General features: G+C 43.1%; 23 protein-coding genes and 1 tRNA gene. 14 read left to right on the top strand and 10 right to left on the bottom strand.

The features are described from left to right. Window positions 1-15: 15 nt before the first annotated feature. Entirely contained in the window at window positions 16-648 is a 633-nt protein-coding gene (locus tag HWQ23_RS11875) for a TetR/AcrR family transcriptional regulator (protein WP_292828190.1), read from the bottom strand. A 292-nt stretch (window positions 649-940) separates the two neighbouring features. Here HWQ23_RS11875 and HWQ23_RS11870 point away from each other — a divergent pair, with 292 nt between their 5' ends. The 7 genes from HWQ23_RS11870 to trxA all read left to right on the top strand — a co-directional run bounded on the left by HWQ23_RS11870 (window position 941) and on the right by trxA (window position 9,624). Then, on the top strand, window positions 941-2,530 hold the full coding sequence (locus tag HWQ23_RS11870; protein ID WP_292828187.1) for a DHA2 family efflux MFS transporter permease subunit: 1,590 nt from the start codon (window positions 941-943) through the stop codon (window positions 2,528-2,530). Window positions 2,531-3,275: 745 nt separating this feature from the next. Beyond that, window positions 3,276-4,001, top strand: coding sequence for a phosphoadenosine phosphosulfate reductase (cysH, locus tag HWQ23_RS11865; protein WP_292828183.1), 726 nt, complete (start codon window positions 3,276-3,278; stop codon window positions 3,999-4,001). Between the two features lie 61 nt (window positions 4,002-4,062). Beyond that, window positions 4,063-5,316, top strand: coding sequence for an exonuclease subunit SbcD (locus tag HWQ23_RS11860; protein ID WP_292828199.1), 1,254 nt, complete (start codon window positions 4,063-4,065; stop codon window positions 5,314-5,316). Window positions 5,317-5,514: 198 nt separating this feature from the next. After that, window positions 5,515-6,144, top strand: a complete 630-nt coding sequence (locus HWQ23_RS11855) for a restriction endonuclease subunit R (protein ID WP_292828180.1) — start codon at window positions 5,515-5,517, stop codon at window positions 6,142-6,144. 651 nt (window positions 6,145-6,795) lie between these two features. Then, window positions 6,796-7,326 (top strand): YdcF family protein, encoded by a 531-nt coding sequence (locus HWQ23_RS11850; RefSeq protein ID WP_292828196.1) that lies wholly within the window; start codon window positions 6,796-6,798, stop codon window positions 7,324-7,326. A gap of 434 nt (window positions 7,327-7,760) precedes the next feature. Then, window positions 7,761-8,924, top strand: a complete 1,164-nt coding sequence (locus HWQ23_RS11845) for a GuaB3 family IMP dehydrogenase-related protein (RefSeq protein ID WP_292828177.1) — start codon at window positions 7,761-7,763, stop codon at window positions 8,922-8,924. Window positions 8,925-9,300: 376 nt separating this feature from the next. Beyond that, window positions 9,301-9,624, top strand: coding sequence for a thioredoxin (gene trxA, locus HWQ23_RS11840; RefSeq protein WP_292828174.1), 324 nt, complete (start codon window positions 9,301-9,303; stop codon window positions 9,622-9,624). Window positions 9,625-9,772: 148 nt separating this feature from the next. Here trxA and HWQ23_RS11835 read toward each other — a convergent pair whose 3' ends face one another. After that, a complete protein-coding gene (locus HWQ23_RS11835; protein WP_292828171.1) occupies window positions 9,773-10,366 on the bottom strand; it encodes a MarC family protein in 594 nt (197 codons plus the stop codon). Window positions 10,367-10,576: 210 nt separating this feature from the next. Here HWQ23_RS11835 and HWQ23_RS11830 point away from each other — a divergent pair, with 210 nt between their 5' ends. Then, complete coding sequence (locus tag HWQ23_RS11830; protein ID WP_292828168.1) at window positions 10,577-11,389, top strand: carbon-nitrogen hydrolase family protein; 813 nt, start codon at window positions 10,577-10,579, stop codon at window positions 11,387-11,389. 161 nt (window positions 11,390-11,550) lie between these two features. Here HWQ23_RS11830 and fba read toward each other — a convergent pair whose 3' ends face one another. Then, entirely contained in the window at window positions 11,551-12,630 is a 1,080-nt protein-coding gene (fba, locus tag HWQ23_RS11825) for a class II fructose-bisphosphate aldolase (protein WP_292828165.1), read from the bottom strand. A 181-nt stretch (window positions 12,631-12,811) separates the two neighbouring features. Between fba and HWQ23_RS11820 the strand changes: the two genes are divergently transcribed. Together HWQ23_RS11820 and HWQ23_RS11815 are read left to right on the top strand one after the other, a co-directional pair. Further along, entirely contained in the window at window positions 12,812-12,946 is a 135-nt protein-coding gene (locus tag HWQ23_RS11820) for a hypothetical protein (RefSeq protein ID WP_292828162.1), read from the top strand. Between the two features lie 34 nt (window positions 12,947-12,980). Beyond that, window positions 12,981-13,205, top strand: coding sequence for a hypothetical protein (locus tag HWQ23_RS11815; protein ID WP_292828159.1), 225 nt, complete (start codon window positions 12,981-12,983; stop codon window positions 13,203-13,205). 222 nt (window positions 13,206-13,427) lie between these two features. Here HWQ23_RS11815 and HWQ23_RS11810 read toward each other — a convergent pair. The 3 genes from HWQ23_RS11810 to pdhA form a co-directional block, all read right to left on the bottom strand. Next, window positions 13,428-13,499, bottom strand: a tRNA-Lys gene (locus tag HWQ23_RS11810). Window positions 13,500-13,560: 61 nt separating this feature from the next. Then, the gene (locus HWQ23_RS11805; RefSeq protein WP_292828156.1) at window positions 13,561-14,430 is read right to left on the bottom strand and encodes an aldose epimerase family protein; all 870 of its coding nucleotides are present in this window, start codon (window positions 14,428-14,430) and stop codon (window positions 13,561-13,563) included. A 122-nt stretch (window positions 14,431-14,552) separates the two neighbouring features. Beyond that, window positions 14,553-15,587, bottom strand: a complete 1,035-nt coding sequence (gene pdhA, locus HWQ23_RS11800) for a pyruvate dehydrogenase (acetyl-transferring) E1 component subunit alpha (protein WP_292828153.1) — start codon at window positions 15,585-15,587, stop codon at window positions 14,553-14,555. 1,067 nt (window positions 15,588-16,654) lie between these two features. On the opposite strand from pdhA, the gene HWQ23_RS11795 reads away from it, so the two are divergent. Together HWQ23_RS11795 and HWQ23_RS11790 are read left to right on the top strand one after the other, a co-directional pair. Further along, complete coding sequence (locus HWQ23_RS11795) at window positions 16,655-18,949, top strand: IMS domain-containing protein (protein ID WP_292828150.1); 2,295 nt, start codon at window positions 16,655-16,657, stop codon at window positions 18,947-18,949. 444 nt (window positions 18,950-19,393) lie between these two features. Then, on the top strand, window positions 19,394-19,999 hold the full coding sequence (locus HWQ23_RS11790) for a hypothetical protein (RefSeq protein ID WP_292828147.1): 606 nt from the start codon (window positions 19,394-19,396) through the stop codon (window positions 19,997-19,999). A gap of 197 nt (window positions 20,000-20,196) precedes the next feature. Here HWQ23_RS11790 and HWQ23_RS11785 read toward each other — a convergent pair whose 3' ends face one another. Further along, complete coding sequence (locus tag HWQ23_RS11785; protein WP_292828144.1) at window positions 20,197-21,072, bottom strand: MBL fold metallo-hydrolase; 876 nt, start codon at window positions 21,070-21,072, stop codon at window positions 20,197-20,199. Window positions 21,073-21,256: 184 nt separating this feature from the next. On the opposite strand from HWQ23_RS11785, the gene HWQ23_RS11780 reads away from it, so the two are divergent. Both HWQ23_RS11780 and HWQ23_RS11775 read left to right on the top strand, forming a co-directional pair. Continuing rightward, a complete protein-coding gene (locus HWQ23_RS11780) occupies window positions 21,257-22,960 on the top strand; it encodes a serine/threonine-protein kinase (RefSeq protein WP_292828141.1) in 1,704 nt (567 codons plus the stop codon). 27 nt (window positions 22,961-22,987) lie between these two features. Beyond that, window positions 22,988-23,173, top strand: a complete 186-nt coding sequence (locus HWQ23_RS11775) for a type II toxin-antitoxin system HicB family antitoxin (protein WP_292828138.1) — start codon at window positions 22,988-22,990, stop codon at window positions 23,171-23,173. Window positions 23,174-23,193: 20 nt separating this feature from the next. Here the strand turns inward: HWQ23_RS11775 and HWQ23_RS11770 are convergent, their stop codons facing one another. The 3 genes from HWQ23_RS11770 to HWQ23_RS11760 form a co-directional block, all read right to left on the bottom strand. Then, entirely contained in the window at window positions 23,194-23,457 is a 264-nt protein-coding gene (locus tag HWQ23_RS11770) for a type II toxin-antitoxin system HicB family antitoxin (RefSeq protein ID WP_292828135.1), read from the bottom strand. 186 nt (window positions 23,458-23,643) lie between these two features. Further along, window positions 23,644-24,597, bottom strand: a complete 954-nt coding sequence (locus HWQ23_RS11765) for a heme o synthase (protein ID WP_292828132.1) — start codon at window positions 24,595-24,597, stop codon at window positions 23,644-23,646. A gap of 278 nt (window positions 24,598-24,875) precedes the next feature. Beyond that, complete coding sequence (locus HWQ23_RS11760) at window positions 24,876-25,796, bottom strand: COX15/CtaA family protein (protein WP_292828129.1); 921 nt, start codon at window positions 25,794-25,796, stop codon at window positions 24,876-24,878. Window positions 25,797-25,910 lie beyond the last annotated feature (114 nt).

Raw genomic sequence — 25,910 nt, 5'->3', positions numbered from 1 at the left:
CCTAACTCCTAACTCCTAACTCCCCACTCCCCACTCCCCACTCCCCACTCCCCACTCCCCACTCCCAATACCTTTGAGAAGCAGATTCATAGTGCGGCGCATGTATGCTTCTACTGGCTCGGTTGTGGGTTTGAATATCAGTGCATAATATAGTGACCCACTCACAAGGTCGATAATTAGGTCTACGTCTGCATCCTTGTGAATTTCCCCTCTAAACTTGGCACGCTCAAGTACTTTAGAAAATGCTTCACGTCGGAGTTTGGTATATTTTGTCCAATAAACCTCTGCAAACTGAGGATTGCTAGACGCTGTACTAATGATCAAGGCGAGCGTCTGACGACCAAGGGGACTATCTATTTTTGTGGCGGCATTATTAATCAGGATATCCATGTCTCCCCAAAATCTGCCAGTATCGGGGATCAGTAAATCATCTCTGAGACTTTCTATCGCGTCTGCAACTAGTTCTTCTTTGGAAGTGTAACGCCGATAGATGGTCGTTTTTCCAACTCCAGCACGGGAAGCGATCGCTTCTATACTCATGCTTTCATATCCTACCTCTGCAAGCAGATCCAAAGTCGCTTGCAGAATAGCCTGATCGGCGTGGATGCTGCGTGGGCGTCCAGAGGGGCTGTTGATTTGCTTACTCATAAAAATATCATCCCCAAGCAATATCTTTTTGACAATTTGCTTCTACCTTTGGGCATAGAACATAACCTATGGGGAATAAATAAGCCCTATAACCCAGTTCTCATGCACGAAAACAGCAGCAGTGACCATCCATCTTTAGCATAGGTATTTCTGTCACTTTTGATTGGAGTCTCTCTTGACCGTTTTTATATGATACGCTACCGTAGCGTATATATACAACACTTAACTTTAGCTTTGGACTAGCCCAAGCCAGATACCGCTTTGACATCCTCCAAATATTATTTGTGTAATAATGGCTACCAACATTAAAGGTTCGACTTTTGACCAATTTGGTTATGTGCAGGGGCCATTGAAGTGGGCGATCGCTTTCACGGCTTCCCTTGGTGCAATATTAGAAGTAATTGATACCAGTATTGTTAACGTTGCCCTGACTGATATCCAAGCCAGCCTGGGTGCAACTGTCAGTGAAGTAGGTTGGGTAGTGACTGGATATGCGATCGCCAATGTCGTCTTAATTCCCTTATCTGCATGGCTGGGAGATTACTTTGGGCGCAAAACCTACTTCATCTTCTCGTTGATTGGCTTTACCCTTGCCTCGGTTTTATGCGGGTTGGCATTTAATCTACCGATGCTAGTTATTTCTCGAATTATTCAAGGTTTATGTGGTGGCGGGTTGCTAGCTAAAGGACAAGCGATTTTGTTCGAGACTTTTCCACCTGCGGAACAAGGATTCGCCCAGGCAGTTTTTGGGGTAGGTGTAATTTCTGGCCCAGCAATTGGCCCAACATTAGGGGGATTCTTGGTAGATGGTTTAGGCTGGCGGTGGATTTTCTTTGTTAATATTCCCTTCGGGATCATTGCAGTGGCGATGTCCTTGGCATTTTTGCCCAAAGATAAAGATAAGAGCCAAACACAAAGCCAAGCTGTCGATTGGTTCGGGATTGGGTTTTTGGTGATTGCTATTGGCTGTATGCAAACTTTGTTAGAGGAAGGAGAGACAGACGACTGGTTTTCCTCCAGTTTCATTACCACGTTGGCGATCGCTAGTATTATCGGCTTGGGGTTGTTTATTTGGCGAGAACTGAAAACAGATCACCCTGCTGTGGATTTGAGAGTTTTACGTCACCGTTCTTTAGCTGCGGGAAGCGTTCTCTCAGCAGTAGTGGGTATGGGGCTTTATGGCACACTCTTTGCTGTGCCGATATTTGCTCAGAGTGTGCTGCACTTTACGGCAACGCAGACAGGACTATTATTAGCACCTGGGGCTTTAGCGTCTGCGATCGTTATGGTTTTATTAGGCAAACTGTCTAGTAAAATTGATGCCCGATTTTTAATTGCAATGGGCGCTGTCGGATCATCTGGAGTCATGTTTCAACTAGCAGCAATTACCCCACAAACCGGCACAGATGATTTATTCTGGCCATTGGTGTGGCGTGGGGGTTTTACTGTGTTGATGTTTCTCCCTTTGAGTTTGGCAGTTTTAGGCCCCCTACCCAAACAAGATGTTTCTGCTGGTTCTGGTTTCTACAACCTCACCCGACAACTGGGTGGTAGCATCGGCATTGCCTTACTCACCACTCTGCTTGACCGACGACACGCTTTCCATCGGGACATTTTGTTAACAAAACTTAGTCCTTATGACCCAGAAACCAATCAGCGACTCGATGCGCTCAACGGGGCACTCCAAAGCCAAGGCATGGATGCGACAACAGCGCAACAACAAGCACTAGCTTTATTAAGTCAAATAGTAGATACCCAAGCTGCTGTTTTATCTTACGCAGATTGCTTTCGAGTCGTAGGCATAGGGTTCCTTTGCTCATTACCTTTGTTACTATTCCTGGGCAAAGGCGGTGCAGGAGTGAAAGCGCCAGTCGGTCACTAGCGGATAGCTAGGGTTTAGCTCGTGCTGGGTGCTGATTAAAAAGTAAAATTAATTGCACTCAGCATCAAATAGCGATCGCATCCCAATTTCTCATTTAAATTTTCTGATTGCAAAACTACGTAAAAACACGGCTTTCAAATTATTCTCTACTGGAAGTCACACAAGAGGCTTAACATACACGCTTAGATGTCGATCAGAAAAACAAAAGCCCCGCTCAGTTTTGAGCCGGACTATGTGAAGTTTTATTGCTAAAATTAGAAATCTTTATCTTAGAAAAAGTTCATTATTGTAATTATGCTAACGCTGGTCAACATCATTAAAGCGCCCATAATTATAGATTCGCCTAATGGATTGGAGAATTTTGAATCCTTCATCTAAGTAAAATCCTTTTTATTAATTGTTTCTTAACCATATCAAAATCAGTATAAATATCTATAAAAGCATTGTAAAACTTAAATGACTGTAAAGTTTCTTAGTAAATACTCTAATCTATACTTATGTATTGGTTTTGACTGAATCTTCAAAATAGGACAACGCCCAATACTTCTCTACCTTCGGCTGCGCCCTAAGCGTAGCTATGCCGCAGGCTTTACGGCAACGCTCAGTACAAATGCCCTGTTTGGGCAATGCCCATAATGTAGTAATTCCCGAACAGAATAATTACCTTATCTCCGAGCGGAATACGAGTCTTTATGGGTTAAAATAAATCTTAATCAAGGTAAAATTATTTGAACAGAGAATTATCATGACAGTTTCCACGGCATCTAGAAACAAAACGATCGCTTTTGACTTAGAAAAATTAAATCAGCAATTTGAAACTGCCACTCCCAAAGAAATACTGGCATGGTCTATAGAGAATATCCCAACGGGACTGGTGCAAACAAGCGCCTTTAACGTGGATGACATGATAATTACCCATATTCTTTACAGTGAACTGAAGCATCCCGTTCCTGTGATCTTTCTCGACACCTTGCACCACTTCCCTGAAAGCCTAGAATTAGTAACCAAAGCCATAAAAATCTACAACCTGGATTTGCAAACTTTCAAAACTCCAGACGTAGAAACCCGCGAAGCCTTTGAAGCCAAATATGGGGACAAACTCTGGGACAAAGATATTGCCCAATTCCACCACATTACAAAAATTGAACCACTGTTACGGGGTCTAGACGAACTCAACAGTATCGCTTGGATAACCGGACGCCGCCGTGACCAAGCAGTAACCCGTGCGAATATGCCCATATTTGAATTAGATGGTAAAGGTCGGCTGAAAGTAAATCCTATAGCTACCTGGACACGTAAAGACAGCTGGCTTTACGTGGCTGAACATGGAGTCATCTACAACCCTCTACACGACAAAGGTTATCCCAGCATAGGTGACCAACCCATCACCACCAAAGTCGGCGAAGGCGAAGACGAACGCGCCGGACGCTGGCGAGGAAGTGATAAAACAGAATGTGGAATTCATATTTAGTTATTAGTCTTGGTCATTTGTCATTAGTATTTAAACAAATGACTAAATACTAATGACACATATGATTAAGATCCTCCACCTCTCCGACATCCACATGGGAAGCGGCTTCTCCCACGGACGAATTAATCCCGCCACTGGATTAAATACACGGTTGGAGGATTTTGTCAATACCTTGTCTAAATGCATTGACCGAGCGCTGACAGATGTTGTAGATATGGTGATATTTGGTGGCGATGCTTTCCCGGATGCTACACCACCGCCCTATGTACAACAAGCTTTTGCCAGCCAGTTTCGCCGTCTCATGGATGCCAATATTCCAACAGTGCTGTTGGTGGGGAACCATGACCAACACTCCCAAGGACAGGGAGGAGCGAGTTTAAATATTTACCGCACTTTGGGAGTACCAGGATTTGTTGTCGGTGATACATTAACTACTCACTGCATCGAAACCCGCAATGGCAAAGTGCAAGTAATCACCCTCCCTTGGCTAACCCGTTCCACTCTGATGACTCGCCAAGAGACTGAAGGTTTGTCTTTGGCGGAAGTCAACCAACTGTTAACGGAACGCCTGCGAGTTGTTCTAGAAGGGGAAATTCGCCGTCTTGACCCCAATGTGCCAACTGTCCTTCTAGCTCACTTGATGTCTGACAATGCTACCTTGGGCGCAGAACGCTTTTTGGCGGTGGGTAAAGGGTTTACTCTGCCCTTATCTTTGCTGACGCGACCTTGTTTTGATTATGTAGCCTTGGGACACGTCCACCGCCACCAGAACCTGAATAAATCCAACAACCCGCCGGTGATTTATCCAGGAAGCATTGAGCGGGTAGATTTCAGTGAAGAAAAAGAAGACAAAGGTTATGTAATGCTGGAACTGGAGCGGGGGAGGGCTGAATGGGAATTTTGTCCCTTAACAGTTCGGACTTTCCGCACCCTTGAAGTGGATATCTCGAAAGCAGATGATCCGCAAGCGGTATTAATGAAAGCGATCGCCAAGTATGATATTGAAGATGCTGTAGTGCGGCTAATTTACAAACTCCGCTCCGAACAGATGGATTTAATTGACAGTTCCTCTCTACATACTGCTTTAAGTGCCGCTCATACCTACACCATTCAAGCAGAATTAATCAGTCAATTAGCTCGACCCCGCATTCCCGAATTGAGTGCAAGTAGCAGCATCGACCCAATGGAAGCCTTGAAAACTTACTTGAACAATCGTGAAGACCTCAAAGATATCGCAGCATCAATGCTGGATGCAGCACAGAAGTTGCTAGCAGATGATGTGCAAGTTTGGCTAGAACCAGCAATTAATGAATAGGATAAAATAATTCGTAATTCGTAATTAACAATTGTTATGGAATAACGTAGACACGTTCGCGTAGCGTCTGTCTGCGACACGCTGCGCGAACGTAGAGAAGTGGCTTGCCGCAGGCTACCGCAGAGGCACGGAGGGCGCGGAGAAATCAGAGTTTTAGAGGTATTTTGTGTAAGCCCTATTTTCCACTCACCAAAATCTATGACGCAAACAATCCAAGCAAAGGACACTGACTTACGGTACTTAATCGATAAGTTTGGTATTCAGTTAGTTTTGGATGACTCATTATTCCCCGAATGGCAAGAGAATTTACCAGGAATTAATGATTTAGACAAACAACTTTTAGACAAGGTAAAAACGGGTTATTTAAATCTCCTTAATTACCCACCTTTACTAAAAGATATAGTCAGAATGGCAGTTGTAGACCCATTACTTTTTATTGGGGATTTTTATCTAGCTCCCTTTTATGTAAAATCAGAAAAATCCATAGATATTGCTGTGCCAGATGAAGATGTCATTATCAAAGGGAGAATAGATACCTTAGTTTTGAAAGAGCAATTCTGGGTGATGATTATTGAGTCTAAAAGAGCTTCATTTTCAATTAAAGAAGGACTCGCACAAATTATTGCTTATATGTTAGGAAATCCTTATACCGATAAACCCAATTTTGGTATGATTGCCACGGGAAGCGAGTTTATTTTCGTCAAATTAGTGAAAGGAAATCCACCGCGTTATGCTTTATCAAAGGGTTTTTTGATGCGAAACCCTGGAAATGAATTGTACGAGGTGCTACGTATACTCAAGCATTTGACTCGGTTGGCGAGTGCTTAAATCTTATCGCCTGATTATAGCGGTTCTCAGTTGAGTCCAATACACACCTAAGAAGAACAGCCCCAACCCTTGTAGCGTTGTGGAGTAAGGCTGTACGAGTATTTATGCAAGTGAGCGATCGCCTAATTATATGTTTTTTCACAAGGGCGATCGCTCTTTCAATAATCAGATAATATAGCATTTTCCCCACTTGTATTCGGACTTAGACAAAAAACACCCCAAAAAAAGCCCCAAATTTATATATAGACGGACTTTGACATTGTTTTGCTTGCTCCGGTGATATATCTGGGTTTGAGATATTGTTAAGCATTTGGTGTATTTCCCTTACCCTGCATCGGTTTAAGGCTTGTTTATCCCTGAAAAATGTTTAAGTCCCGCTAAATCGGGTTCTCCGACAAGCTGCTAGAACCCTTTGATGGATTGTCCGATACAGGTTAGGATAATCCATCAATTAGAGGAAAAACTTCAAGCACGCTTAATCGCGCTGTAACATGAAAATCACCCAAATTTATATTTGGGCAGATATTCTAGGAGTTTGCTACTCTACTATCAATTGTTGTTTTTCTTCTAGCCAGAGGAAATTTTGGATTCAGTAAATTAAGTTATCGAGCCTTGAATAAGCCACTGTTTACAGGTAAATCTTTTCGTTTTATGGCTTTTGTTCTACCGCTAATCCTGTGGTGGGAATACAAAGAAGTACAAAACCAATTTGTACAGCCGCAAGCAGTTGTAGTGTTGGGTGGTTCAACGAGACATTTAGAGCGAGAGAAGTTTACAGCAAAATTCGTTCGTGAGCATCCAAATATACCAATTTGGATTAGCGGGGGTAGTCCACCTGGATTCACCCAACGAGTATTTACCAAGGCTGGAGTTGATCCCAAACGTTTACACTTGGACTATGAAGCAGTAGATACAGTTACTAATTTTACTACGTTGGTGGATGATTTGCAAGCTCGTGGCATCAAGAGCGTTTATTTGATTACTTCAGACTTCCATATGCGTCGGGCTCGTGTCATCGGCGAAATTATTTTGGGTAGTCGAGGTATTTATTTAAAACCAGTGCCAGTTCCTTCAGAAAAACCCCCTGAATCTATCGAAAAATCTATCCGCGATGGAGCTAGAGCGATACTTTGGTTAGCGACTGGTTTCACTGGTGTAGATGCAGCTAAAGATAAACAATAAATCAAACCAATTTTGGATTTTAGATTTTGGAATTGAAAATCTTCAGATTCAAAAGGTTTCTCGATTTGAAACAAGACAAACTATTCCAAGTTGGTATCATATCATTTATGGGAATTTGTCTGTATTGACCTAAGTCAATACAGACAAATTCAGAGAACTAATGCCAATAATATTCAGATTACTAAGTAATAACAAACACATCAAAGTACAATAGTCGAAAAACTAGGGCAACACTAACCTTTAAACAACACAATATATAAACCAATTAACAACTTTTTCTCATTTGGTTCCTTGGTGCGTGCTTTGCGTCCACCAAAATTTTGACTTGAGTTTGGACTACTCAGACTAGTCTGGTGTGATTCGGAAAAAAAACGTCCCAATTACCTCTACAATTTGATACCCTAGCTTAATAGAGATTTGAGAAAAATTAAAGCGTGGAAATTCAACTTGGGCGGGGAAAAACAGCTCGCAGAGCTTACGGAATAGATGAAATTGCTTTAGTCCCCGGTAACAGAACACTAGACCCCAGTTTGGCAGAGACTAAGTGGCGGATTGGCAATATTGAGCGAGAAATCCCGATAATTGCCAGTGCAATGGATGGCGTAGTAGATGTTCGCATGGCTGTACGTTTGTCACAGTTAGGAGCATTAGGTGTCCTCAATTTAGAGGGGATTCAAACTCGCTATGCTGATCCAGAGCCAATATTAGATCGGATTGCCTCTGTGGGGAAAGATGAATTTGTTGCCCTGATGCAAGAAGTCTATGCCGAACCAATAAAGCCAGAATTAATTGAACTACGTATTCAGGAAATTAAACAACAAGGTGGCATTGCGGCGGTGAGTACAACTCCAGCCGGTGCAAGTAAATATGGTGAGGCGGTGGCAAAAGCTGGGGCAGATTTATTTTTTGTGCAGGCTACGGTGGTTTCTACTGCACATCTGTCACCAGAGTCTTTAGTACCACTCGATTTAGCAGAATTTTGCCGTTCCATGCCCATCCCCGTGGTATTGGGAAATTGCGTGACTTACGAAGTCACTTTGAATTTGTTAAAAGCTGGGGCGGCTGGGGTACTTGTGGGAATTGGGCCTGGTGCGGCTTGTACGTCCCGTGGGGTGTTGGGTGTGGGTGTGCCACAGGCGACTGCGATCGCAGATTGTGCAGCAGCACGAGATGATTACTACAAGGAAACTGGCAACTATATTCCGATTATTGCTGATGGCGGTTTAATCACCGGTGGCGACATTTGTAAATGCATCGCCTGCGGTGCCGATGGTGTGATGATTGGCTCGCCCTTTGCTAGAGCCGCAGAAGCTCCAGGACGAGGTTATCATTGGGGTATGGCAACTCCCAGCCCAGTGTTGCCTCGTGGCACCCGGATTCGCGTCGCCACCACTGGTAGCCTAGAGCAAATACTCATTGGCCCAGCAGGACTAGATGATGGCACCCACAATCTTTTAGGGGCCTTAAAGACCAGCATGGGGACTTTAGGAGCCAAAAATATTAAAGAAATGCAACAAGTGGAAGTTGTGATTGCGCCTTCTTTATTAACCGAAGGTAAAGTTTACCAAAAAGCTCAACAATTAGGTATGGGCAAATAAAGGGAGTAGGGAGTAGGGAGTAGGGAATAGGGGGATGAGGAAGATGAGGAAGATGAGGAAGATAGGTAAGAAATAATTAATGCTCCACTCCCCACTCCCCACTCCCCACTCCCCACTCCTTCAATAATTTTTTCCAGCCCCCTAAACAATTGCTGGAAAAATCCGATATGTCGCCTACAATAGAGATAGCGGAGACGAATGTTTCCGTTCACTCCTCACACCACACTCCGCCCGGACTACTGTTCGGGCGGTTCCTTATGTTTGTAAATTAATTCTAGAGCTTCTTTGCAAATGTACATCCTCTACTCCTAAGCTGAGGTTTTTGCTATGGTAGAATTTTCACCAAGCTCAGATATTATTGGCGAAGGTTTTAGGCATGTCAACAGCCGCACAAGTTACCGATTCTAGTTTCAAGCAAGAAGTACTCGAATGCAATGTACCCGTTTTAGTTGACTTTTGGGCACCCTGGTGCGGACCATGCCGTATGGTAGCTCCTGTTGTCGATGAAATCTCCGAACAGTACAAGGATCAAATTAAGGTCGTCAAAGTCAACACGGATGAAAATCCTCAAGTTGCTAGTCAGTACGGCATCCGCAGCATTCCCACATTAATGATTTTTAAGGGTGGACTAAAAGTGGATATGGTGGTCGGCGCTGTGCCTAAAAGTACATTAGCTTCCACTCTCGAAAAGTATCTTTGAAACTCAATCGGCAATAAAGTCCTCTTGAGTTATCCATTTTGTTCTAACTTTAGGTTAATTTTTATAAACAAGTTTGAGAGACGAGAAATTCGCGCCTCTCAAACTTATTTACATTTGTATACAGTTTCAGAATATTTTCAGGAGTTTTCTAGCTCAAAAACAACTCTTTAATTCCCGTACTACCAATTTCCACCGCTAGCGCCGCCAACAGAAAGCCCAAAAGCTGAGTCACAATCACTCCACCTTCTGCACCAATCCACTGCTCAATCAGATTTGCTAAACGCAAAATCAACCAAGTGATAAACATCGCTGCTAAGATGCCCACCGCCACAGCAATATGCGGACTCTGTGATTTCGACATCAGCAACATCACTGTTGTCAAAGTCCCTGGCCCCGCTAGCAGTGGTAAAGCTAGTGGAGTAATTGCGACATCGCGTCCTTCCTCAATAATCGGCTGATCTAATTCTCCCCGCAGCATTTGCAAAGCAATTAACAGCAACAATAGTCCTCCTGCTACTCGTAAAGAGCCGATACTGATTTCCAAATAATTTAAAATTACTTGTCCTGAAAAGGCAAATAGCAAAAGAACTGCGATCGCAATGATAATTGCTTTATCTATAACTTTGTTTCTTTGGTCTGGCATCATGCCCTTAGTCAAAACTAAAACAATCGGTATATTGCCTACAGCATCCGCCAAGACAAACACAGCGATAAATGTTTGAATGAGAATAGGAATATCCACAGTAGACAGCTTTTATCAAGGTTTGATCACAACCTAATCCTTATCTAGCTCAGTTTGCTAGAACCCAGAGGAAGATTAAAATCAGTAATCAAACAAGTATGTTAAAGAAAAGCAACGCTGACGCATTTCTAATTAAGTTCCACAGATGTTGAAGTAACGATATATTTTGATAATCTATCTTCCATAAATCAACTATTCGTTGTTGAATCTATGAAGTCTTATTTAGCCGCCGCAATTCAATTGACCAGTGTGCCCGATCTACAGAAAAATTTGGCACAGGCAGAAGAATTAATCGAGCTTGCCGTGCGTCAAGGTGCTGAATTGGTAGGTTTGCCAGAAAACTTTTCCTATATGGGAGAAGAAAAAGACAAACTCGCCCAAGGCGATGCGATCGCTGTTGAAAGTGAAAAATTTCTTAAAAAAATGGCTCAACGCTTTCAAATTACCATTTTGGGCGGCAGCTTTCCACTTCCGGTAGACAATACAGGCAAAGTTTATAACACCACTCTACTCATCGACCCAAACGGTGAAGAACTTGCCCGCTACTACAAAGTACACCTATTTGATGTTGATGTCCCCGACGGCAATACTTATCGGGAATCCAGCACTGTGGTTGCTGGTACACAATTACCGCCCGTGTATTCCTCAGAAAAACTTGGTAATTTAGGACTATCTATTTGTTATGATGTCCGGTTCCCTGAACTGTACCGTCATCTGGCAGATAAGGGAGCTGATGTTATGTTTATTCCCGCCGCCTTTACCGCCTTTACTGGCAAAGACCACTGGCAAGTACTACTACAAGCCAGAGCCATCGAAAATACCGCCTACGTCATTGCTCCTGCCCAAACAGGCAATAACTACGCCCGCCGTCTAACCCACGGCCACGCCGTTATTATCGACCCTTGGGGCGTAATTTTAGCCGATGCTGGAGAAAAACCCGGAATTGCGATCGCAGAAATCAAGCCTACTCGACTCGAACAAGTCCGCCGTCAAATGCCTTCTTTACAACATCGGGTATTCTAGGCGCTAGAAACAAAGCAAAGAAGGGCAGAGGAGAATAAGTTAATGCCCATTATCTGCCAATAAAACAAAAAACCGGGTAACCACCCGGTTTATGCCAATATGAGAATCCTCAGTCTTTTAGGAGCATAGCAGTAGTGTGCCCCTATTTATTTGTGTAAAAATTAAACTTTAGCAGCTGCCTTGGTAACAACGCTGAGTTCACCTTTAGCATACTTAGCAGCAAAATCTTCCAAAGAAACTTGCTTAATCTTGCTTGCATTGCCAGCCGTGCCAAATTGCTGATAGCGTTCAGCACAAACCTTCTGCATATATGTAATCGAAGGCTTGAGGAAGTGACGGGGGTCAAACTCCTCTGGTTTTTTAGCCAAAGCTTCACGTACAGCAGCCGTAATAGCCAAACGGTTATCGGTGTCAATATTTACCTTACGTACACCGCTCTTGATGCCTTTTTGAATTTCTTCTACAGGTACGCCGTAGGTTTCAGGAATTGCACCACCATACTGGTTAATCAGTGCAAGCAAATCTTCAGGTACAGAAGAAGAACCGTGCATTACCAAGTGGGTGTTAGGCAGACGGCGGTGAATTTCTTCAATGCGGCTGATGGCCAAAATTTCCCCAGTCGGCTTGCGGGTAAACTTGTAAGCACCGTGGCTTGTGCCAATGGCAACAGCCAAAGCATCTACTTGGGTTGCTTCTACAAAGTCAACAGCTTCATCGGGGTCAGTTAGCAGTTGAGAGTGGTCGAGTGTGCCCTCAAACCCGTGACCATCTTCAGCTTCGCCAGCACCAGTTTCTAGAGAACCCAAACAACCGAGTTCACCTTCAACGCTGACACCCAAAGCATGAGCTACGTTTACAACTTCGCGGGTAACATTGACGTTGTACTCGAAGCTAGCGGGGGTCTTAGCATCAGCTTCTAAAGAACCATCCATCATCACGCTCGTGAAGTTGTTCTTCATTGCTGAGTAGCAAGTAGAAGGAGCATTACCATGATCTTGATGCATGACAATGGGAATCTGAGGATAGGTTTCTACGGCTGCCAAAATCAGGTGGCGGAGAAAGTTTTCTCCTGCATAATTACGAGCGCCGCGTGAAGCTTGCAAAATTACGGGGCTATCTGTCTCGACAGCAGCCTTCATGATCGCCTGAATCTGCTCCAAATTATTAACGTTGAAAGCTGGGATGCCGTAACCGTTTTCAGCTGCGTGATCCAACAGCAGCCGCAGTGGTACAAGCGCCATAGATAGTCCTCCTAATGTGGTTGTCAGCTAGTCGGTGTCAGAGAAGCGTAATTATTACGCTAAATCTTAAGAGTTTTTTCAACTTATAGGAAATTATAACTAGTGTCGTGTGTCTATGTTGAAAAAGTTTACGCCATAGTTACTATAAATAATATGTCCTATACTTCATCTATTCTACTGTATGGTAACCTACCCTAGGTTTAAAGGCTTTGGTAGCTCTGTATCCCAGATGGCTAATTTAGAGCGATCGCCTACGATAGGGGGTTACGCCACCGCACTTTCTGCAAAAAAAAGTCAAGTAGTGGATAAAATTTAGTTGAGGTATTTGCTTAAGTGCGTTGGCTCAATTAATGGCTAAGATAGCGATTCCTACAGAACGCTTTTCTGCCAGACGCGATCGCGATCGCACTCAAACCATCTGCAAAATTTTAATTCTAATAAAAAGCTCCGGCGTAGCCCGTCGTAGACATCGCACTGACTTCAATCAAAAAGAGCGGGTCGGGGAGAACATCAAATATTCAAAGCTGTCTCAATTCAAATGCTCAACAAAGACGCTCCGGCGTAGCCCGTCGTAGGCATCGCACAGACACTTAAGAAGGTACGTTAGCTTTCATTATTCGTAACGCACCCTATCAGATCAAGCAATTATACTGATATTAATCAGTCCTCTAGGAACGGATAAGACGATAGCGAAGTGTGTATTCCTAGTTAGCATAACCTAGAAAGCTCCCCCTACGATGGGATGTTTTTTTAGCTGGAAGTCCTTAAAGACTAAGCAATCATGTTTTCCTTCAATATGGGTCGCCCGGGATTCGAACCCGGAACTAATCGGTTAAAAGCCGAGTACTCTACCGTTGAGTTAGCGACCCTTTCTTTGCATTTCGCAACTTTGCCATCATAGCATAGACATCTGTAGATTTGTAAAGGGCTTTAGAAAAAATCTGCCGTTAACCGCACAGATGCCGTGTAGCTGCTTCCTGGTTCTAACACAGTTAGATGTTCACCAGTGTTCAAGGAATTGCGGGCAGCGCTCCACGGTTCTAGACAGTAGAAATCTTTGCCTTTGAGCGTCCAAAACACTAAAATCGGATATTTATTCCCATAATCGAGAGTCAGTTTTAACTTGCGGCTGTTATCTGTCACAGAGGCGGATTGACTGGTTAGCTGCTTAAAGGCAACGTCAATTTCGTCGCGGTTAAAGTCAAAATTACCATCAAAGGGGTGAATTTCCTTGGTTATTTGATCTTGATACTGTTGGGAAGGAATTTCAAACTTTAGCCCAGTTTTATCATCCGTCAGAAAATAAGGATGGAAACCCGTAGAAAAGGGCAGTGATGTGGATGAAAGATTTTTATACTGCTGGCGAATTTCTAAAATATTACCTTGCAGTTCGTAAGTGAACAGCACTTGAAAGTCAAAAGGATAAACAGCCCGTGTTTGCTCGTTGCTGTTGAGGACGAGGGTGAGGCTAGCTTTATCTTCAGTTACTTGGTCAGTTACTTCCCACGGTAAATCACGCGCAAAACCGTGTTGTTTGAGAGTATACTGCTGTCCATTATGAGTATAAGTATTATCCGGTATATTGCCGCAGATGGGAAATAAAATAGGATTCCCACCTCTGACGCTCAAATCAGGATTAGCAAAGCGCTCAGTGTCCAAATAGAAAATTTCTTTCCCCTGTATACGCCAGCGAGTGATGATACCACCACGTTCTGGGACAACTTCCAGTTGAGAACCAACGGTTTCATCTGAAAGGATGTAGGTTTTGTATTGTTGCTGTTGAACTGCAATAGTAAACACAAGTTTAGTCCTAATTGGGCATTGGGCAAACAGGGCATGGGCCAAACAGGGCATTGGGCACTTGGGCATATTCTAAATCGCCACTCCCTATTCCCTACTCCCCATTCCCCGTTCCCCAAAATTTATTCGTCTTCTGCAAACACAAAACGATATAACTCGCTGGGGTCTGGTTCTGGGCTGCTTTCGGCGAACTGAACGGCCTCGTCGATTACATCCTGAATTTTACGATCAATTGCTTTGATTTCTCCCTCATCCGCCAGGTTTTGCTCTAGCAAATAAGCTGCCAACTTCTTAATTGGGTCACGGGCGAACCAAAATTCTTTCTCCGCTTTGCTTCGCATTTCATCAGGGTCTGCCAAGGAGTGACCCCGGAAGCGGTAGGTAAGCGCCTCAATTAATGTTGGGCCTTCACCTGCACGGGCACGGGCTACAGCTTCTTGGGCTACGGCTCGGACTGCTAGTACATCCATACCATCTACTTCCACGCCCACCATGTTAAATACACTGGCTTTTTTATAAATCTCTGGCTGGGAAGTGGCTCGTTCGTGAGACATCCCAATGGCCCACTTATTATTTTCGACTACAAACAGAATTGGTAGTTTCCATAGGGCTGCCATATTTAGTGTCTCGAAAAACTGACCGTTATTAGCTGCACCGTCGCCAAAAAAGCAAGCTGTCACTTGGTCAGCATTTTGATCTCCCAGCACTTCGCGGCGGTATTTGCTTTGAAAAGCCGCTCCAGCTGCTACAGGAATTCCCTCAGCCACAAAAGCGTAGCCACCCAGCAAGCGATGTTCGGCAGAAAACATATGCATGGAACCACCGCGCCCTTTGCTGCAACCTGTGGCTTTGCCAAATAATTCTGCCATTACCTCTTTTGCTGGTACTCCCGCACTCAGAGCATGAACGTGGTCGCGGTAGGTACTACAAACGAAATCTTCACCCGGTCGCATTGACTGCACAACACCACTGCAAACGGCTTCTTGACCGTTGTACAAATGGACAAAACCAAACATTTTGCCCCTGTAGTACATTTCAGCGCATTTGTCTTCAAACAAGCGCCCTAATACCATGTCCTCATACAACCGTAACCCTTCTTCCTTAGTAATATGCGTAGTAGCAGGATTAAATGTGGGTAAAGTACGCTCTTGAACCATTATTTTTGAGTATTCCTGTTGTATAACTTAAAGTTACGCTTGTGAAGTAGCTACACTATATACGAAGTATTAGTGTAGGCTTCTGTTTCAGAGACGCTACGCGTAGCTTGCTTCTCCGTAGAAGTACGCCTCTCATTCGCCGTTGCTTTGCCCTTGTGTATTCATTGCTGAATACCCGGAACCAAATCAGGTCTGAGTTTTAAAGAGCGTTTCTGGCCTTGCGACCTTTATTCTGCTCAAGGAAGAACCCGCGCAGCCACCCACCTTTTGTAGGCAGTTTAATTTTCTTGGTACAACACCGCTTGGGTTTATTGCTTTTGTCTACCAGCGATCGCGTGTTCCTTAAATAAGTTGGTCTGATAATAACTCAGCTTTTAACAGGCTAGCGTTTGTAAGACTCAACAATCAAACTTTATTTATGCACCAAAAAAGGGTCTTAGGGTATAGCTGAATTTTTAATTTTTGATTTTTAACTTTTCAGCCCATGCCCCGTGAGGATTTGACTCTAACGGCATTTGCCGTTTTGAGTTTTTATCTCTCACTATTCCCCTTCATAGACTAGCAATCAACATAGACTGCTTTCTGCATATCCATTAACAATTTAAGAAAAGGATGCAAAAGTATCTATACCCAAATAAGTAATTGTAATTAAAGGTTAATTATGATATGATCTTTTTCTCCTGTTATCAGAGTCAACCCCCAATAGTGGTATTTTAGTGACCGCCGACTGGGAAAGTGCGGAAAAAATCAATCATCAATAAATTCTTGTAACCACAAAATATTATGATGCCGTTACTAAAAGCGGTAGTTGTGGTTTGTGGTATCGAAGGCTGATAATAGTCGTGTTAAACAAAAATACTAAGAATTAAGACAAAAAATTGAGGCTTTCTAGGCGAAAGCAAAAAATTAGTACTAGAATGTGACTCAAAATTTCGGGAAGGTACAAAACAAGTTGTTGCAATATACACTTGTAGAGTAAATTCTACACGGCATTATTATGGCACGGTTTTACAGGACTGGAAAGCTCTAGGTGAATTATGTTGATCACGGTGCAGGGGAAGTAGGCTGTGCGAATTCCGCTAGATTACTACCGAATTTTAGGACTACCGTTAGCGGCAAGTGATGAACAATTGCGGCAGGCATATAGCGATCGCATTGTACAATTGCCACGACGTGAGTATTCTCAGGCTGCAATTTCTTCTCGTAAACAACTCATAGAAGAAGCTTACGTGGTTTTATCAGATCCAAAACAACGCAGTACCTACGATCACCTTTATCTTGCCCACGCCTATGACCCTGATAACCTTGCTGCTACCCCAGTAGCACTGGAAAATCGCACAGAAAGCACCAAAAGGGGTAGTGATACCCAGAGTCTGGGCATCGAAATTACCCAAGACGAATTAGTTGGCGCTTTGTTAATTTTGCAAGAGTTGGGGGAATACGAACTTGTACTGAAACTAGGTCGTCCGTACCTGGTAAATAAAAATGGTGCTAAAAGTACAAGAAAAGGCAATAATTTAGCAGGCGAAGAAATACACGAAAGTGCTGAACATCCAGATATTGTTCTCACTGTTGCCCTTGCTTGTCTAGAATTAGGTCGCGAACAGTGGCAGCAAGGTCACTATGAAAATGCCGCCATATCCCTAGAAACTGGTCAAGAACTGCTAGCACGCGAAGGATTGTTCTCCGGTGTACAGGCAGAAATTCAGGCGGATCTTTACAAATTACGACCATATCGAATTTTGGAGTTGCTGGCACTACCTCAAGAAAAGACTGCCGAACGACGCCAAGGCTTGGAATTATTGCAAAACCTCTTAGAAGATCGTGGTGGCATTGATGGCACGAGCAATGATGACTCTGGTTTAAATATAGATGACTTTCTGCGATTTATCCAGCAGTTACGCAACCACTTAACAGTCGCAGAGCAGCACAAGTTATTTGAAGCTCAAAGCAAACGTCCTTCTGCTGTTGCCACTTATTTAGCTGTTTATGCCTTGATAGCACGGGGATTTGCTCAACGGCAACCTGCTTTAATTCGTCAAGCAAGGCAAATGCTCATGCGTCTGGGCAAGCGCCAAGATGTACATTTAGAACAGTCGTTATGTGCATTACTCTTGGGACAAACCCAAGAAGCAACTCGTGTTTTAGAACTTAGTCAGGAGTACGAAGCTTTAGCTTTTATTCGGGAAAAATCTCAAGACTCTCCAGATTTGTTACCAGGGCTGTGTCTATATGCAGAACAGTGGTTGCAACACGAAGTATTTCCACATTTTCGGGATTTAGCAAACCAGCAAGCTTCCCTAAAAGATTACTTTGCTAACCAACAGGTGCAAGCTTATTTAGAAGCACTGCCAACGGATGCAGAAGCAACTAATGAATGGGCTGTAATGAACCCCCAGTATTTTCCCCAGCCCCAGACAAATAATCCCCCTTTCCCCAACAATTCAACTAGGACTTCAAGGCAATTTAATCACAGCAGAACACCTGACCTAGATTTGCCAGAAACACCAACAAAAGAAACACCCGAATATTCAAACTTCTCACCACTGAAATGGAATTCATCTGAGAGTGGAAAATCAGAGGTTCCTACTGCCGAACGGATGAGTAGAGGCACTAATCAGCATTGGAACGGTTCAGGTAAGACTACTGCACCCGGTCATAACCAAAAGCGTAGGCAAAGAAAACCTAGTCCATCTGCTAGCCGAGAGCGTGTACCAAATAATCGTCCTCATCCTCGTCGTCCCCGGCGGCGGCGAACCTTTGCTAACAGCATAGAAGGGAAAACACGGGTGGTATGGAGAGTGTTTATTTCTTTGGTGAGTATATTAGTTTTCTGGGTGTTAGCCACAACAACTTTTGGATGGTTAAAAAATCTATTTTTTCCTACACCATCTTTGCGCGGTTCACAGTTGTCTGTACAGATAAATCAACCACCAATATCTATTCCTGATCCAAAGAATAAACTACAATCACTAGAAGCGCCTTTAACAGATGCAACGGCAGAAGAAGTTATTCGGACTTGGCTATCTATCAAAGCTGAAGCTTTAGGGCCCAATCATGAGATTAATAATTTAGAGCAGATTTTAACTGGTTCAGCTTTGTCTCAATCGCGGCAGACTGCTGAAGTGTATAAGTCAGAAAACCGCTACTATAAGTACCGCCATAGCCTGAAGGTGGAATCTGTAGAGAAAATTGATTTATTTGCAGATCGTGCCGCAGTGGAAGCTACGGTTAAGGAAGCGACGCAGTTATATGAAAATGGTCAGTTTGAAAACTCTTCTGAGGAGAATTTGCGAGTTCGGTATGATTTGATTCGACAACGAGGTAAATGGCGTATTCAGAGTATATCTGTTGTTAATTAGATAAGTTTGAATTTTTAGGCGATGTCTAGGACTTACCGCCGCGCTGAACCGTTCCCTTGGAAGGCTTTAACAATTCAGTAGACATAGGAGTGAAAAAGAATGTAGAGACGTAGCAGTGCTACGTCTCTACAAGGGTTATGGGTAACGCATATTTAATTTCTGGAGATGTCTAGTAATTTGACAAGTCAACAATAGACTTCTTGCATAAATCAAAAAAAGAACCCCACCCCGCCTTTGACTTACGTCAAATTCTCCCCTCCCCGCCTGCGGGGAGGGGCTGGGGTTGGGGTGTTAGGGACTTTTGCAAGAGGTCTAATATAACAAGACAAATTTGTATAGGTTTGGAAAGCCTACTTCAAAAAACCGTCGTCCGAACATGATGATTCCAGTGAATTATACGGGAATACTTATAAATGGAAACCTAAATATTTCTCGCAGAGCATTATGTTTGGAAAAATTACAGCAACCTTTCAGAAGTCTAGAGAATTTCTAATAAGAAGTCTAGAAGAATACATTATGTTTAGCTCAGGCGCTAAACAGTTGACTTTGACAAGAAAAATGGTTTTACTTCTCTGTCAACAAGCCGAATCTAGAGTTGAGCAATTAAAAAGCTTAGAACCACACTCTGAGGAGGGGCTTATTGCGACAATAGAGTACAAGAAAATTCAAGTTCAATTACATTTTACTCCTGAGAAAATAACTCTTCATAAAGATTGCCTTGAAGGGGAACTTCGCTTATTGAAACCCCCTCAATTTGAGACTGAATCGATAGTTTATCGTTACCTCATTGCAGGTTGGGCAACATTTTTGGGAGGTAAACTTCCCAATGGAGCTTTACCAAAAGAGGTTAAAATTGAAAATAATAAGGTTTACTACACTCTTCCTGGAAATCAATTGCAGCTTTTAGATGATCTTTTCTCTAGTCTTGAAAATGGTTCTGCTTTGATTACTAACCTTAAACAAGGAAATTTAACTATTGAAACTTCAGTAGCTTTGAATTGGAATAATTTCAAGCTTCAAAATCTGCTTCAACTTCTGAATCTCAAATAGGCTTACTATTTCTTCAACTTGAAAATAACGGGATGTGCAAAGACAGTTTCGGAAGTGGAGAAGCGTCTAGTACAAGACCTAGAGACTGTTTTCAAACTGGAAGATCCCCCCTAACCCCCCTTAAAAAGGGGGGAAAAGAAACTCTAAAAGTCCCTCAATTTATCGGGGGTTGGGGGGATTTTCAAAGACTAAGGTTGTCAATCCAAAGATTCCATGAACTCAATACACTTGTGCATCTGCTGACGCATGGTTTCCCTATCAGCATGAAACCTTCGCCCATGACCTGGTAGCACCCACTCAAAAGAGTAATTAGCCAAGTTACGCATTGATTTAGTCTGTTCTGACCAAGAATACCAGCAGACACCGTGGAATGCAGTCAGTTGGTGCAAGCTTTCTGACCAAGCGAGATGATCGCCAGTGAACAGAAACTTATTTTTATAAAGTAGAACAGTTTGTCCTTTGGTGTGACCGGGAACTGGGATAATTAATAAATCTGGAGTCAAGGTAAATGGTTCAGAACCAGTTAGCTGTATTTCCACATTGCGAGTATCCGCAGTAATATCATCAGTATGGAGGATGCGATCGCACTGAAAATGGTCGGCAAACTTTTGATGATCTGCCACATCATCCTTATGAGTTAGGTACATATAACGAATTGGCCCCAGTTCTTCTAAACGCTTGACTAAAGGCGGCGTAAACCGGGGAGAATCCACCAAAATGTTACCTTCTGGATGTTGAATTAAATAGCTAGCAGCACCGTAAGATTTTTCAGAATGATAGCCGCAATGGTAAACATTTTCCGCTACTAATATTGGAAACTGTTGTTGAGCAACTTTGATATCTTTTGGTTTCTCAACTGTGCCAATAGAACTAGTAGGACAAGCTAAAAGTGCTTCAAGCGCTGCTAATCTTTCCGCTTCATTCGTTGGTTGATGATAAACAGCCGATTGGTCATCAACATCATAAAATACTTCAGGAGCCATCCAGCGACAGGTATCACAATCAATACAGGTAGTATCTACATAAAAATCGCCGTTGACATTTTGGGGACGACGCTGATTTAAATGAGCCATATTAATCCTTTTGCTTCCAGCCGCATACTGGGGAGCGATAAACCTTATATCACTACGCTAGCAAAAGTAACTTGAGACTGTAGCCGCCACTAGAAGTAATTTGCTCAAAAATATCAAGACTCGTGAAACACAGTAAGCAGAAATTGGGAAAACTGAACATAGACACCTCTGCTTATTCCCAAATATGCTTTACTGTTCTAATTCCAGTTGTTCAAATCCCTTTAACCCTGATGACAATAAGTTTTGCATTAAGTGTGGACAAACACTCACACCATTATTCAGAAACCGTTTTCGGGTAATACGACTTTTGGGTGAGGGTGGATTTAGCAGAACTTATGAAGCTAGGGATGTAGATAGGATAGACGAAGCTTGCGTAATTAAGCAATTTGTCCCTCAATTTGAAGGAACGGCTGCACTTGAAAAAGCTACAGAGTTATTTAAGCAAGAAGCGAAGCGTCTGTATGACTTAGGAGAACACCCGCAAATTCCCAGCCTGATTGCTTATTTTGAACAGGATAAGCGGCTTTATTTGGTACAAGAGTTGATTCAGGGGCAGAATTTATTACAAGAATTGCAGCAGCAGGGAGCTTTTAGCGAAGAAAAGATAAAACAGCTTTTAACTGATTTATTGCCTATCCTGAAGTTTATCCATGAACGCGGTGTAATTCACCGAGATATCAAGCCAGAAAATATCATGCGCCGTTTGGATGGCAAGTTAATATTAATTGATTTTGGTGTTTCTAAACAAATTACAAAAACTTTTGTAGGTGTTGGCACAACAGTAGGAACGCCTGGATATACACCTCTAGAGCAAATGCGTGGTCAAGTTTTCCCTGCAAGTGACCTTTATAGTTTGGGTGTAACTTGTATTCGGCTATTAACGCAATGTTTACCAAAGGCAGATGGTTCTGATGAACTTTATGATGCACTCAAGGGTTGCTGGATATGGAGAAAATACTTACCACAAGGTATAAGTATCACTCCTGACTTGGGGAAAGTTTTAGATAAGTTAATTCAGGATTATGTTAAAGACCGCTATCAATCTGTCAATGACGTATTTACAGATTATTGCAATGAATCGCAACTTATATCATCTCTAGAACTAGAAACTTCGTCTCTTTCAATGATTGGTACTTGGTGCGGTAAGTCTAAAACTAGAACACATATATTTATTACTCTCTGTATCACTAGCAAAAATGGTAACTCATTTGATGGAAATTTGAATGTTAGAGATGTAAATGTGGGCTGGACTTATCGCATTAAAATCAATGGAGAAATTGATTCTAAAACGAGTGAGGTAATCATTCAAGAAAATGAAGTTTATTCAGAGCATTTCTTGTGGAAATGGCAAAAGGGATTAAGTAAGGGAAAAATTTCCCCCAATGGTAACGCAATTTTTGGCAAACGAAGTACTTCAGTACAGTACGATAATTTTTACCTCATACGAATAGATTGCACACAAATGTTAATTACTTTGTTGGAAGCAGGTAAGTGGAAAGATGCTGATCGAGTAACTGGCACACTGATATTGGAAATCTCTTGTCGAGAAAAAGATGGCTGGCTTGACTCAGAAAGTATTAACAGATTTCCCTGCCAAGATATCAGGAAAATTAATGAAATTTGGCTAAAGTATAGCAAGGGGCGTTTTGGCTTTACTGTTCAAAGAAAAATTTGGTTAATATTAGACCGTGATTGGATTAAAGTAGGCGATCGTTTAGGTTGGCGTGTCAATAATAACTGGAAAGAATATTCTGAACTTACTTTTAGCATTCATGCACCAGAAGGAGCATTTCCTACTTTTTGGGGTGGAGAGGGAAGAAAGTTAATATTTGGTTATTCGGGCGCTTGGGAGGATTTTTTCTCTCTTATTAGGGCTTGTAAATTGTAAAATTTAGTAGTTAAGGAAAAATTGGCTATGACTGAAATTGTATTTATCGTTGAAGATGATCCAGATGGTGGTTATACAGCAGTAGCTCTAACTGAGTCAATTTTTACTCAGGCTGACGATATAGAAACACTACGCGAAATGATCCGTGATGCGGTTCACTGCCATTTTCCTAATGAACAACGCTGTTCCAAAATAATCTGGATACTGCTTTAAAACTCTGCGTCCCTTTGCGCTCAACTTTGCGTTCCTTTGCGTTTTACTCCTCTTCCCAATATATAGACAACCTCGCCATCAAGTATAGGTAGAGTATGACCCAAACGCAATCCTAAAATAATCCATCCTTCAAGAGCATCTTGCAAATCCTCCCGGCAAGCGTCTAGTGTTGCAGCGTTTGCCCACACTCCTTGACATTCTGGAATTTCGCCATAGAAAGTTCTATCCTCAAGCAACTCGTAGGTTGCTTTGTGCATTGCTGTACGAATGTAATTTGTCAACATTTAGATTTTTTACAAGGTCATTCAGCTTTTTAATTAATTTGGTTATGAGTGAAATTGTACTTGCGTAGGCGTAGCCCATCCTAGACATCGCAAATCCGCCAAACTCTAATTATTATGTATATTTTTTAACTTCCAAAAATGCGATCGCGCCCCTTTACCAAACGCGATCGCTAAATTTTCCATCCCCTAACCAATAAAATGCAGATGATTAATCACCGCACTAATTAAATTATGGGTAACGGGAAGACTATCAACTACCATCCCCAGACACAACAGCATCATGTAGGAGATGGAAAAGAGAAACAACTCTTTAGCTACAGCGCGATCCTCTGGATTTTGCAACAAACGCCAAGATTTCTGGATAAATAATCCTCCCAGAATTACAGCGATCGCAGCATAAAGAATTCCACTTGCACCCAAGGGATAAACCAATAACACGGTTGCAACTACGGTAAGCAGCGTATAGTACCAAATCTGCTTCACTGTTGCCGTATCACCTTCAATCACAGGTAGCATTGGTATCCCTACCTTTGCGTAATCATCCCGAATCATCAGAGCTAAAGCCCAGAAATGGGGTGGTGTCCACAAAAAGACGATGGCAAAAATTAACCATGCTGACCAGCTTAATGTGCCTGTGACAGCAGCCCAACCCACTAAAGCCGGAATTGCCCCAGCAGCCCCACCAATGACGATATTCTGGGTGCTGTGGCGTTTTAGCCAGTGAGTGTAGACCAAAATATAAAAGACGATGCCAGAGAAGGCTAATAAAGCAGCTAACAGGTTGGCAAATACTGCTAGGAGTGTAAAAGAAATTGTTGCCAGTGCGATCGCAAAAATTAGAGCATCGCGCGGCTGCACCTTACCGGAAGGTATCGGACGATGGCGCGTCCGTTCCATGTCATAATCAATATCCCGGTCATAGACACAGTTAATCGTCTGGGCGCTTGCAGCCGCCAAGGTGCCACCAGTGAGAGTTACTAGCAACAGCAATGGGTCTACTTCTCCCTTCGCAGCAATCCACATACTCCCAGCCGTGGTAATCAAAAGCAACGGAATAATCCGAGGCTTCGTTAGCTGGTAGTAACTTTGAATTACCTGTAAAAATGTTTGGTGGTGGCGAGAGACATTAGTCTCAATCATTTTGGCTCTGCTTCCTTATTTTTCAACAACTTATATGCAGCCCCCGCTCAAGGTGGCTCTTTCAGGCAAACGAAAACACAGATTTTCTGCACCTGCGTGGGTCGCAATACTCGCCGTTGCGCCTTTTATCAGTGCTGTTAGCGGATAGCTAGGGTTTAGCTCGTGCTGAGTTAGAAATTAGGAGTTAGGAATTCTTCCCCTGTGCCTGCTTCCTGATCTCCCTCATTTCCCCCATTCCCTACTCAGCACTCAGCACGGGCTAAACGCCCCGAAGAAAGCTAACGTGACTGAGCACTAACTGAGTCACGCAGTGCAAGAACTGTGAAAGCCACCAAAGTACCCAACAAAGTAGCTCCTATAGCTTGGTGAGAGACGGTGAGAGGCTCGACTTGGAGATGTAATTTGAAAGTGGCGAATCCCAACAAGATTTGTAAGCTCAACAACCCACCAGCGATATTTGCCAGTCGCCGCAAAGCTGGATGTAGTGCTGGTGTCCGCCAACACATAAATACCATTGCCAAGGTTGCTATTGTTGGCGGCACTAAACCAGCAATATGACTGTACATCACAGTACAAAGTTGAGAACCGCCGAGGCATTGGTGTAGCGCCCAGCGAGAGCCTACCAAAGCACCTAGCAGACTTTGCAGGTAAACCAGAACAGCAGCAGTTAAACCTACCCAAGCTAACTTACCAACGGTTCCAGTCCCCTGATAGGGTGTGAGCGCCGTGCCAATAATCAGGAGGGTGCTAAAAAATAACAGCGCCGTTCCTAAATGGGCGGTAACGATATCAAACCGCAACAGTTCGGTGACGCTCAGTCCCCCCAAGATGCCTTGGAAGACAATTAAAAACAGGGCGAATGTCGATGCCCAAGGCAGCCAAGAGGGTAAGAAACGACGATGCCACCAGGACAAACCGAAGAGTGCGATCGCGCTTAAACCAATTAAAGCTGCATCCAATCTGTGAAACCACTCCAGGAACACCTGGAGATTCATTTGCTTGGCTGGCACCAGTTCGCCATAGCACAAAGGCCAGTCTGGGCAAGCAAGTCCAGCATTCATCACGCGGGTGGCGCTGCCTATTGCCATCAAAATTAAGGTGGCTATGCATATTTTCCACACCAAGCGACGAATCATTTCCTTGGGCTTTTGCTGCTGAAGCGCCGCTTCATTTTGTTGTTGTAGGACAAATTCGCTCATCAACGATACCTTCTGCCCGCTCTTGGTGGATCTTTTAAAATTTTCAATTTTCTTTTAGCGTCCCATCTCCACCCTAGCGTATAGGCTAGCGGTTTATAGATTAGCACTCACTTA

Source organism: Nostoc sp. JL33 (genome assembly GCF_017114985.1).
Lineage (GTDB): Bacteria > Cyanobacteriota > Cyanobacteriia > Cyanobacteriales > Nostocaceae > Nostoc.
This window is presented reverse-complemented; position numbering and strand designations above follow the sequence as displayed.